Source organism: Campylobacter concisus (genome assembly GCF_902460715.1).
GTDB lineage: Bacteria > Campylobacterota > Campylobacteria > Campylobacterales > Campylobacteraceae > Campylobacter_A > Campylobacter_A concisus_AK.
Genome location: NZ_CABPUX010000001.1, coordinates 398451 through 410379, shown reverse-complemented (window position 1 = coordinate 410379; position 11929 = coordinate 398451). Strand labels below are relative to the sequence as shown.

Sequence of the window (11929 nt, the reverse complement as noted above, 5' to 3'; positions counted from 1 at the left end):
ACAAGTAGGCTTTAAAAATTCATATATTTTTTGTTTTAATTATAATTGACAAAAAATTTCACAACACTCTTTAAATTTCATTTATCCGATAATTTGCTTCATTTTATCTTTGATCAAGTCGTTTTTCTAATTTGTGTCAAATATAAACTTTAAAACAAGAACTTATACTGTCCCTTTGTTTCAAACTCCAACGGAGTAAATTCTAATATAAATTCATAAAATAAAATTCATATCCTATTTTTATGTTTCAAACTCCAACGGAGTAAATTCTAATTGTATAATCTCCACTTGTGAGCCTGTTCCATATACTGTTTCAAACTCCAACGGAGTAAATTCTAATAAAAGTTATGTTTTTTAATCGCACCGAGAAAAATGACGTTTCAAACTCCAACGGAGTAAATTCTAATCAAAACAAGAAGCCAGCCAAGCACCAAAAGCTGGACGTTTCAAACTCCAACGGAGTAAATTCTAATGTATTCAGTATTGCCTTGTTCGTAAGCGTCAGGATCTAGTTTCAAACTCCAACGGAGTAAATTCTAATGTTGAGAATTTTAGGGATAAACCTTTGTCATACTGTTTCAAACTCCAACGGAGTAAATTCTAATGTTGAGAATTTTAGGGATAAACCTTTGTCATACTGTTTCAAACTCCAACGGAGTAAATTCTAATTCTTTCAGTCCTTGAAATTTTATCAACCAAAACAACTTGTTTCAAACTCCAACGGAGTAAATTCTAATCAGGGCTGATTTTCTTAGTCGCTTTACTTCAATCGTTTCAAACTCCAACGGAGTAAATTCTAATTCGATCTTAAAAACTACGTTGTCGAAGATGTCAAGTTTCAAACTCCAACGGAGTAAATTCTAATTGATTTGCGCCACAAGTAGCAAGACGATCACCCAAACGGTTTCAAACTCCAACGGAGTAAATTCTAATAGATTTATCGGTTTCAAATAAAGACATTACGACAAAAGTTTCAAACTCCAACGGAGTAAATTCTAATAAAAATTTATCTTTGGCTTTACGCTTACGTTTTTAGAGTTTCAAACTCCAACGGAGTAAATTCTAATAATACATTTTTTCACGAAAAAAGCTATTTTTTTATTAAGTTTCAAACTCCAACGGAGTAAATTCTAATGGTGCGTAAATCCGTTTAAGAGGGTGCGAAATGAGCGAGTTTCAAACTCCAACGGAGTAAATTCTAATTTATCCCAAAACTCTCGTTTATAAAACTCATAGACGTTTCAAACTCCAACGGAGTAAATTCTAATGAACATGGTATTTAGATCATAATCAAGGTTTATATTTTGTTTCAAACTCCAACGGAGTAAATTCTAATGCTTATCTCAAAAATGCCTTTAATTACGCCTTTGCCGGTTTCAAACTCCAACGGAGTAAATTCTAATAAATTCGCAGGCAAAGAGACGTTAGTGCTACAAATTTGTTTCAAACTCCAACGGAGTAAATTCTAATAAATTGAGAGCGGGAGAGTGGTTTGCTACTCACATGTTTCAAACTCCAACGGAGTAAATTCTAATTCAATCAAGAGATATCAAAAAAGCTAAAATGGCTTGTTTCAAACTCCAACGGAGTAAATTCTAATCCGAAGGTTGCTATTCAGCTATTACACTTTTTAGATTGTTTCAAACTCCAACGGAGTAAATTCTAATTTCGCTTCTTTAGCTCCCGGTTCTCTTGTTGCTGGTTTCAAACTCCAACGGAGTAAATTCTAATTCCCATATGATCTAGGGCTTTATACATGCTATCAACAAGTTTCAAACTCCAACGGAGTAAATTCTAATCCAGATGATCCTAGAATTGATAACCATTTAAAAGGTTTCAAACTCCAACGGAGTAAATTCTAATTTTTATCATTAAAAAGAGAGAGATAGCCGATTTTCGTTTCAAACTCCAACGGAGTAAATTCTAATCCAAAAGCAAAGCCAAATAGGCGTTTTTATAGCCATGTTTCAAACTCCAACGGAGTAAATTCTAATTATTTTATCCGATCACATCGATTTTGACTTACATTGTTTCAAACTCCAACGGAGTAAATTTTAATGTGGCCGTATTGAATTACCAATGGGTTTTATTTCTGTTTCAAACTCCAACGGAGTAAATTTTAATAGCGTTCTTTCATCTCACAAAGTCCAGCATCAACGTTTCAAACTCCAACGGAGTAAATTTTAATGGCAAGAGCCTAACTCAAACAGCAGAAAAAACAAAATTGTTTCAAACTCCAACGGAGTAAATTTTAATAATACCCAGTCGCCGTCATCGTCGCTTCGTTCATCAGTTTCAAACTCCAACGGAGTAAATTTTAATTTTTTTCGTGCCACTCATGGCTTTTTGCTTCGTGGTTTCAAACTCCAACGGAGTAAATTTTAATAAGTGATAAGGTAGTCCAGCATAATCAAACCACTCTTGTTTCAAACTCCAACGGAGTAAATTTTAATAAAGCTAACAAACTGCTTTTCAGACTTATCACGATGTTTCAAACTCCAACGGAGTAAATTTTAATTTTCACTTGCAAATATGGGGCTTGGTAAAGTTAGTAGGTTTCAAACTCCAACGGAGTAAATTTTAATTCTTAGTTCTTAGTGGCATAAACAAAAAGACCACTGCGTTTCAAACTCCAACGGAGTAAATTTTAATTATTTTAAATCTCTTCTCTGAAAATTTTTGACTTTGTTTCAAACTCCAACGGAGTAAATTTTAATTCTTTTTGATAATTACATTAGTTATTACGAGCTTATCTGTTTCAAACTCCAACGGAGTAAATTTTAATTTCTTACTTTAGAAAAGATATAACCTTTGATATTTGGTTTCAAACTCCAACGGAGTAAATTTTAATTGGCTCTTGTCAAATTAATAAAAAACTCTTACCTTGTTTCAAACTCCAACGGAGTAAATTTTAATTGCGGGTATACAAAACAAGCTATTATATACGCATTGTTTCAAACTCCAACGGAGTAAATTTTAATTCGTTATCTTTATTTTTAAAAATGCCAAAACCATTGTTTCAAACTCCAACGGAGTAAATTTTAATATTTTGATTATTCAATAGCCATTCAAAAACGCTTTAGTTTCAAACTCCAACGGAGTAAATTTTAATGATTTTGTAGCCGATGAAGAAAACCAAGCTATTTTTTGTTTCAAACTCCAACGGAGTAAATTTTAATAGCACCAAAAAGCTGATTTATAGGCCTTTTGATGCAAGAAGTCTATATTTTTTCGCCTTAAATTTGACTAAATTTTAGCCATGTATAAATACGCCAAGCCCTAAATTTCAAGCTTTTTAAAATCTTAAAAAACGCTTTATTAAAATGCGATTTCACTCCCACCCAAAGCCTTCATAAGGCGCGTCCTCGCAGATACACTTTTTAAGCTTATTTGCTTCGCGTCGGATCACCTGCCTCCACGTTAGCTCCCTACCGCCCACCGTGAGCGTCTCGCAAAGGCGCGAGATCATCTTTAGCTCGATCTTTTGCACGGCGTAGTTGCTAAATTTTATCCTGCCAGCGTCCGTTTGGAAGTCTTTTGCGGTGATCTCTTTTTTATTTAGCATGTTAAAAATCAGCGTATCTCCCAAGATCGGCTTAAAAATCTCCGCAAGGTCGAGATGTAGGCTTAGCGCGCGGTAGTTTGGCTCGTGCAAAAAGCCGATGCGAGGATCTAGCTCGGTCTTGTAAATTTCACTTAAGCAGATATTGTAGATACGCGTATTTACGTAGCTTATGAAGCTGTTGATCTTATCAGCTGGCGGGCGCTTTGAGCGGACGGTAAATTTAAAGCTTCGCTGATCTGCGATGATCTCGTTCCACTTTTCGTAGTAGAGCTTTTGGAATGCACCCTCTACCGCCATGATAGCAGGCACGCTAGTGGCGGCATCTAGTGCCTTTAGGTGTGGCTGTGCGTCAAATTTTACGCCGTGTCTTTTGCAGTTTGCCGCGTCGTTTATGATGTGGGCTCTAGTGATCTCGCGCGCGATATATGCACGTTTGATCGGATCATCAAATGAGCGGAGCTGACAAAGCAACACAAAGCCGCTTTTATTTACGGAGTTTGGCGTATTTGGGTAGAAATTCCCGCGAAAGCTCTGATACGGACTAAAGATGTGCAAAAGGATGTTATTATCCGCTAAAAATGCGATGGTGTAGGTGTCGATCTGCACTTTTGCCAGCACGTAAATTTCATCGATCGCATTTACCGGCAAAATTTTACTAGCGGCGAGCGCGCCTGTCTCGTCAAATTTTTCAAAGTAGATATTGTTATCTTGCCTATAAAGCCTGCCTGGACTAAGTATAAAGTGCGTTCTGTCGCTCTTTTGCATATTTGCTCCTTAGCTAAATACCGGGCTATTTTTATCTACGCCAATGACGATGCGCTCGGAGTATTTTAGTGAGTTAAATGTATAGATGACGATGGAGTCTAGCTCGCTTACGCACTCTTTTTGCAGCGTCTTGCTTAGTTTTTTAAAGTCGCTCTCGCGGATCTCGCCCTCATAGACTGAAAACTGCACGCGAGGCAGAAACTTCTCGACCGCTTTTCTGATACGATTTGCGTTATTTCGCTCTTTTTGCTCGCGCCCTGCGATGTCGTAAAAAAGTATCACATACATCTTGCCTCCTAAGCAGTGCAATAGTCGTGATATGCGCAGTTTTGGCAAAATTTGCCCTGCGTAAATTTGGGCGGCTTTTCTAAATTTGCAAGTGCGCTTATCTCGCTTAAAATTTGCTCTACTAGAGCGAAATTTTCGCTGGTGTCATCAACTAATATCACCTTTTTACCGCTTATTAGTTTGCCTTTTACCTCTTTTAAATTTAAGCCCGTTTTTAAAAGATAGATGTAAAAAAGCAGTTGCATCTTGCCTGCAAGCTCGTTTTTTAGGCTCTTTTTATACTCAGTGATGAGGTAGTGGCCGTGCTGTTTTGAGAGTTTGTCAAATTTAAGGTTGCCAAAGGCAAATTCTTGCAGATCTTGCTCTTTGATATCAGCCAAAGCCTTGCCCATTAGCACGTTTTCATCCTCTTGGTCCGCGTGGATCTGATGTGCGTAAAGCCACGCCTCACGCTTGCAGGTGACGTAGTAATTCACAAGCGTGCCAGTGATCTGATCTTTTGAGAACATTAGTCAAATACCTCGTCGGTTATGTCTAAATTTGTATCTTTTTTAAGGCCATACTCGGCACTATAAAAATAAGACGAGCCAAACGGCAGATAAAACATATCTTTTAGTCCGTTTATCTGTTTTAAATTTGGCATTAGTTTATTCATATCTTTTAACGTTACATTTATGCTAAATTTCGACAACTTTCTGATGTGGTTTTTAAAAAGATCTCTTATGGTAAATTTCTCATTTGGACTATTTTTGATCTCAAAAATTTTAGCTTCAAAATCTTTAATGAAATTTTCTTCAGGCTCGATTATTATGGTTTGTTTGTAGTTGTCATTCATGATATCCTCGATTTTTTGGTTTATATTTTCAAATTCCAACTTTTCTATCTCGCTTTTTATATGCAAATTTTCCAGTTGATTGCTTATCTTTTGAAAATACAAATTTGAAATTTCCAAAATTTCGCTCTCTCGCACCTCTTTTTGCTTAAGATCGCCCAAAATAGCTCCGCTTACTTTATACAAATCGCCGTAAATCAAATTTGTAAATTTGCTTATTTCAGGAAAGACGTATAGCTCGCCGCAAATTTCTCCAAAATGCCTATTTACGCGGCCTGCTGTTTGTATGATAGAGCTAATAGGTGAGACTTCGCGAAAACCAATGTCAAAGTCAAGATCCACTCCAGCTTCGATGGACTGCGTGGAGATAAGTAAAATTTTGCTTGCGAGTGGATCAACTTTGCTTTTATCTATCGCGCACCTTACAGCCTCTATAGTGGCGCACTTGTGATCGTCATACATATATCCGTTTAGGCAAAAGCAGCTAAATTTATCCCTTAGCTTTGCGAATAGCTCTTGCGCTTTTTTGATAGTATTTACGACGACGATGGTATTTTTATCGCTTGCAGCCTCGCAAATTTTTTCTAAAAGCTCATCTTCGCCGCCTATATCAAGCCATTTTATGACGTATCTGTCCTGCTTTGCAAAATAGTCTAAATTTGAAATTTCTTTAAATTTCTCGCTTTTGATAACTGGCATCGTCGCCGACATAAATATAAAAATAGTGCCAAGCCTCTGCGAAATGATCTCGCAAAGCAGGATAAAATCTTTTCTAAAGTTATATGGGATCGCTTGCGCTTCATCGATGATAACGACGCTATTTTTTAGCTGATTAAATTTAACATTATCTTTGTTTTTGTTACCAAATAGCGCAAATATCAGCTGATAAAGCGTAGTTACGTTTATCTCGCCACTAAAAGACTCCATTAGAAATTTGATCTTTGAGTATCTGTCTTCGTCGGTTAAATTTTCTTCATCTATCGTCGTTTTGTGATGTGCCTTGCTGACCAAAATATCGCTATTTTTATAAATTTTCACGACTATATCGTAGGTTTGATCGATTATTGAGGTAAAAGGAAGCGCATAAATTATGCGAGGTTTATTAAATTTCAATGCAAAATTTAATGCCGTTAAGGTCTTGCCATAGCCCGTAGGCGCAGTCAAAGTAAAAAGTTTGTAGTTTTCGTCAAAGTTATTTAAGACGAAATTTCTAAACGCATCTCGCTTTTTATTTGGCGACAAATTTTGGATATCACTCTCTAAAACGTCTATCGGTATATATTTGGTTTGCTGTTTTGGCATGCTAAAAATAGCTTCAAATTTATCGCTATAAATCAAATTTGAATATAGACTTTTGAAATTTATAAAGTCCTCATAGGTAAATTTGTGCCTGTATTGCGATAAAACTAAGTATTGACGAAGCTTTTCTGCTCTATCTAAAAACTCATCTTTTTTTGTAGATAATCCAGAATAAATCTTAATGTTTTTAGCAGCGCCAGCCACTTCGTCCCACTGCTCTAGCTCTTTTTGGTTTTTAAAAAATTTATTAGCTTCTCTGGCTAGCGTCATTAAATTTACCACGTCGCCGTGGTGCGAAACGATGGCAAGAAAGCCAAACAGGGTTAGTATCTCATCAAATTTTGAGTTTAACAAGAAAAAATATGCCGACAAGAGCGAGTGGTTTTTATCTAGCTTGTCGTTTGAAGTATCTCTGATGTAAATTTGAAAATTATTTTTCAGTTTTGCGATGTCGTGATAGAGCTTGACCTGCTTACCCAGCTCTTCATCGTCAGGCGAGATCATATTTTTTATATGATTTTCTAAAAGTTTATTTGGATGAGACCAAAACTCGTCAAATAAAATAGACTCTTTCATCGTTTATTTGATAAATATTTCCGTGATTTTTAGATTTTATAAGCTCTTTGCCGCTTATCTCCATTACAAAGTCTTTAAAATCTTTAAAAATTCGTCCATTTTCGCAGCCACAAGGCATTCTTGCCGTAGTTAATTTCGCATTTTCATTAATGCCTTCAAAAACAAAATCATCCATAAGCGTAAATGTATTTATAAAGCTTTCATCTTGCGATATTTTTTCGCATATTTTTATATCGATCCAGCTAAAATCAGCTATACAAAAATTTATCCCAAGATAGGGCGTAAAGGCGGTTTTATGCTCCTTTAAATTTGAGATTATTTTATCTTGATAACTTTGCTCTAAATTTTCTAAATTTAAAAATACGACATAAGACGGCGAGCAGATTAGCTCTCTGTAAAACTGCTTTTTCTCTTTTGCGTTTTGATAGCCTTCCTCTATGTGCATATTGCTTGATAGGGCAAATTTTATGCCGTTAAAGACAAAACTTTTTTTTAAAATTTGCCTATCTATTTTTACGCTGTATTGGATGTTTGAAAGCTTAAAATAGTCCTCCTCGCCTATAACGGCGCCTAAAAAGCCCATTATGGTAGTTTTTGGCGGCACTGGATAGGTTAAGCTAGAGTAAATCGTCGCTGGATGCGAAAAATGAGCGTAATCGCCAAATAATCTAAAAGTAACAATGCTCATTTTATGCCTCTATCTTTTTCCAGCTACTATCAAAATTTTCTTTGTTTATCGTTTCAAAATCATAATCACTCATATACTCTATCTTTTCTATATTTGCAGCATATCTCGCGAGTTTATTTTTTAAATTTGTAAAGTCGATAGTGTATTCATTAATGCTTCTTATCACTCTATCTTCTTTTTCGCTTTTTAGGCTTATGCTATTGTTTAGATCGCCTGCAAACGTATCGTCTTTGTATGTGATGATTAGCATAAATCTTGGAGTTTGACCGATTTTGGAGCGAGTTGTTAGGTTTTTAGTGCCGTGCCACAAGGCTTTTAAAATTTTAGCCTCATCGGCTTCGTTAAAGCCTGTTTTTGTCGCATTATAGTTATCTATGATGCCATAAGTAGCAAAAATAGCGTATTTTATAAATTCCTCTTCTCTAAAAGTCGCTTGATCTTTTTGTTTTTTTGGATCATTTGGATCGTAGTCGCTAGCAAAAGCGCCAGTTCCTTTAACATGCTCCACTTCGACCTTGTTTAGGGATTTGCTTAGTCTAAACTGCACTGGCCCAGTAAATTGAACACCTGCAGTTTTTATCTCTTTGTCTTGCTTCATCTCGTCTTTATCTGAAATAGGCAAAACTCCGCCAAATGCGCGGATATCGATAAATTTTGACAAAATTTCTTTTTGCAGTTCGCTTTTGTTTTGCTTTATATTTATGCTCTGTCTGATCGCAGTTTTAGCGTCTAGTAGGGCATCCTCTATCCTATACTCCTTTATAAAAATCGACGCCTCATCTTTTTTCATGATCTCATCTCTAATAGTCCTTTTTATACGCACGTCCGTCACCTCAGCTACTCCAGTTTCATCATCTCGCCTAGGAGCGTTATCTTTTAGCATATCGCCGTTTGGGTTCCAGTTCTCTCCGTCCCATAAAAAAAGTATCTCTTTTTTTTGCATCTTATTCTCCTTATTTTGTTTTTTCTTTTATAAATTTACGATAGTCACTTCCGCCCATAGCAAAAGCAAGCGTAGTATGCGAGGTTTTTACCATCTTTCTCTCCTTAGAAAAGACCTGCGGTAAAATTTCGATCAAACACTCTTTTATGTTTTCAATGTTAGAATTTGGCTTGCCAGAAGCGGCCTTAAGCTTTCTAATCATCTCGTCGCACTTGGTCCAAATTCGCTCTAAATTTTCCATACTTATAGATCCGCAGTCATTGAGCCAGTTGCTAAAAGATAGGCCGCCGTTCACGCCAAGCTGCCAGTTTATCATTGCTGCACTTAGCATACCGAGCAAATAAGCGCTAATGAGCGCATCGTTTTGATTTAAAAACTCGCTATTTTTGATTAGCTCTTTGATCAGTTCTTTTTTATCGGTTAAATTTTCCAAATCGCACTCCTTTTGAAAGACTAGTTTTTTGTTTAAGACATCGATCTCATTAAAGAAATTTTGATATTTTGCAATATTTTCAAACTTTCTTTCTTTATAAAAATCGTTAAAATATTTGCTCCATTCCAACTTTTTTGCGTAACTTTTATTGACGCTACCATGATAAATCAGATCGCTATATCTTTCTATCATAATCTCTAAATCAAATTTATTTCTTGATAGTAAAAAGCTCATCACGCCAAGCCTGCTTTCAAATAAATTTTGCAGATAGATCGTCTCATCTGTGCCGCTATTTTTTTCATAGAAGGCTTTTATGTTAAAACGGCTCATTAAATTTGAGATGCGAGAGATAAAAGATGGTAAAACATCGTCTATCGCAAGCTTTAAATCGATAGCAGCGTTGCTTTGCGTGTAAAATAAAATCGTATTTAAAACAGGTAAATTTTCCTGCTTTTTAGCTGTTGTCTCGAGATAATAATCTATGCTAAATTTTATGGCTTCCTCGGCGATTTCAATATTTTTTATGTCGCTCTTTGAAGTCTCTTCAAGTATTTTTACGATCTCTTCTAAATTTACTGAGCTACTCAAAATAGTCGGTAAAATCGCCATTTTCATACCATAAAAATTATGCGATAGCTTATCTTTTATCGCTTTAAAGCCATTTTCTACCTTTTTTGCGCTATTGGCGCTCAGTGGCAGGAGCTTTGATTTGATAAATTGCATATTAGCAGGCATCTCATTTACCGAGCAAAACGCTAAATTTGCATCTCCGCCGATACCTTTTTCATTTGTCAAAATATCGTATCCGTAAGATGATTTTTGCTCTTTTACGCTGATATGATTTTCAAAAATTTGTTTAAAATATGCAGAAACCGGCTTGCCATTATATGAGAGCGAGAAAAAAGTAGCGACTTTTTTGCCTTTTTCGTTTTTTAACTCATCAAGACCTTTGATCTCATCTATAATACCAACAAAATATTCTTCGTTTATGCTTAATAGTATGGATAAAATAGCGTCTTTTTCTATAATGTTTGGCTCAAAAAAGGAGAGCAAATTTGAAATAGATTTCAAAATGCCTCTTATGAATTTAGCTTCGTCTTTATTTATTTCTTTGGATAAAAATTGAGAATTTGGGAAAAGATTGCCAGAATTTGCTCCAACGCCAAATCTACATATTATTAAGTCATCTTTGCTTATGTTTAAATTTGGCTCGATCTGCTTGGTCGCTATATCGCAAAGATAGACTTTGATCTTGTCGTATTTGTGAGCGCCATTTTTGAGCTTAAGCTCTTCTTTTTCATATACCTCGCCTATGTCAGCAAGAATTTTAACTATATCAGCCAAAACATGCTCCTTAAACTAAGTAAGTGTTACTCTACTCCAAATATTTTTAAAAGTCAAGTTATTATATTTTACACTGATTTAGTTGATTTTTTATGGCATTTTATATAAAATGCCTACTTTGAAAAGCAAGTATTAAGCTTTTATCCTTATAGGATTTGAAATTTATATTCTACATAACTTGCTTTTCTTCTACCACTTCTAAAAATCCAAGTCCGCAGTTCATACATCCACTACCAACTCCCACATCAAGGATCAAATTTATAAGCTCTGGTTTTGCTTTGATATGCCATTTTGCAGGCCATGCTCTGACTGGCATATTGTTGTTGCCATAGTAAAAATAAAAAGGTTTTTGTAAATTTTGCCAAAGCAAATTTAGCTCAAACTCGCCCTTATATTTATACCTCATAAGTGTTTCAAATCTTTGCAGCGCGTTTGTTTTCATCATTTCAAGATGCCTAGAGTCTTGCGGTTCAAGATGCACTTTGTATCCCAAAAGTCCAACGACCGAACACGCTACGCATCCTTGAAAAATAGCCTCATTTTGTGAAATTCTATGCTCTTTAACTGACACAGACGTATCAAGCAAACAAATATTGCCAAGTTTTAAACCATCTTTTAGCACAGCAAAAGCGATCGTTTTTTCAAATTCTGGTACAAACGAGCTAAATCTTATCTCTAAACTTAAGCCATTTAATCTAAAATCAAAATTTGATCTTTTAAAATTTTTACCACTCTCTTTATGTGTATATCCGTCATGTTCAGCCTTTGGCAAATAGCTATAAATATAGCCTTGTATGAGCCTGGATAAAGACTTTGCTATTTTTAAATTTTGAGTAGGTAGGCGTGAATTTATAATGATCATCCTTGCTCCTTATTTGTTGCTAAAATGGATTATAACTCAAAATTTTCTAAAAAATAGACAATTATATAAAATAAATTTTTTAGAATTTATTTTTTATTTTAAAATAATGTAGCTAAATAAAATCAAAGACTTATTCTGAAATTCAAATGCTCTTTTCTTGACATATAATAATGTTTTTTGTATAATCTCAATTCTTTTTTAAATAATCATGTCTTGCTAGCTCAGTCGGTAGAGCATCTCACTTTTAATGAGGGGGCCGTTGGTTCGAATCCAACGCAGGACACCATTTTTTGGGTTTATGACCCTTTCGTCTAGTGGCTCAGGACTCTACTTT

8 protein-coding genes, 1 tRNA gene and 1 CRISPR repeat array are annotated in these 11929 nt (G+C 35.4%); of the genes, 1 reads left to right on the top strand and 8 read right to left on the bottom strand.

Features of this window, described 5'->3' with window-relative positions; all coding sequences use genetic code 11:
• Nucleotides 1–177: 177 nt before the first annotated feature.
• A CRISPR array of direct repeats spans nucleotides 178–3179; the repeat unit is 30 nt; unit sequence GTTTCAAACTCCAACGGAGTAAATTCTAAT.
• A gap of 152 nt (nucleotides 3180–3331) precedes the next feature.
• The 8 genes from cas1 to F3G91_RS01950 all read right to left on the bottom strand — a co-directional run bounded on the left by cas1 (nucleotide 3332) and on the right by F3G91_RS01950 (nucleotide 11595).
• On the bottom strand, nucleotides 3332–4330 hold the full coding sequence (gene cas1 / locus F3G91_RS01985) for a CRISPR-associated endonuclease Cas1 (RefSeq protein WP_149700527.1): 999 nt from the start codon (nucleotides 4328–4330) through the stop codon (nucleotides 3332–3334).
• Between the two features lie 9 nt (nucleotides 4331–4339).
• Entirely contained in the window at nucleotides 4340–4618 is a 279-nt protein-coding gene (gene cas2 / locus F3G91_RS01980; RefSeq protein WP_021089505.1) for a CRISPR-associated endonuclease Cas2, read from the bottom strand.
• Nucleotides 4619–4626: 8 nt separating this feature from the next.
• Nucleotides 4627–5127: a CRISPR-associated protein Cas4 gene (locus F3G91_RS01975; protein WP_149700526.1), complete on the bottom strand. Its 501-nt coding sequence runs from the start codon at nucleotides 5125–5127 to the stop codon at nucleotides 4627–4629.
• A complete protein-coding gene (cas3, locus tag F3G91_RS01970) occupies nucleotides 5127–7325 on the bottom strand; it encodes a CRISPR-associated helicase Cas3' (RefSeq protein ID WP_149700525.1) in 2199 nt (732 codons plus the stop codon). Before cas3 ends, F3G91_RS01975 begins: the two co-directional genes overlap by 1 nt.
• Complete coding sequence (gene cas5 / locus F3G91_RS01965) at nucleotides 7303–8013, bottom strand: CRISPR-associated protein Cas5 (RefSeq protein ID WP_149700524.1); 711 nt, start codon at nucleotides 8011–8013, stop codon at nucleotides 7303–7305. The genes cas3 and cas5 overlap by 23 nt, the downstream gene beginning before the upstream one ends.
• Nucleotide 8014: 1 nt before the next feature.
• The gene (cas7b, locus tag F3G91_RS01960) at nucleotides 8015–8956 is read right to left on the bottom strand and encodes a type I-B CRISPR-associated protein Cas7/Csh2 (RefSeq protein WP_149700523.1); all 942 of its coding nucleotides are present in this window, start codon (nucleotides 8954–8956) and stop codon (nucleotides 8015–8017) included.
• A 10-nt stretch (nucleotides 8957–8966) separates the two neighbouring features.
• Nucleotides 8967–10733, bottom strand: coding sequence for a TM1802 family CRISPR-associated protein (locus F3G91_RS01955; protein ID WP_149700522.1), 1767 nt, complete (start codon nucleotides 10731–10733; stop codon nucleotides 8967–8969).
• 169 nt (nucleotides 10734–10902) lie between these two features.
• Nucleotides 10903–11595 (bottom strand): CRISPR-associated endoribonuclease Cas6, encoded by a 693-nt coding sequence (locus F3G91_RS01950; protein WP_149700521.1) that lies wholly within the window; start codon nucleotides 11593–11595, stop codon nucleotides 10903–10905.
• A 210-nt stretch (nucleotides 11596–11805) separates the two neighbouring features.
• Between F3G91_RS01950 and F3G91_RS01945 the strand changes: the two genes are divergently transcribed.
• A tRNA-Lys gene (locus tag F3G91_RS01945) sits at nucleotides 11806–11881 on the top strand.
• The last annotated feature ends 48 nt before the right edge of the window (nucleotides 11882–11929 follow it).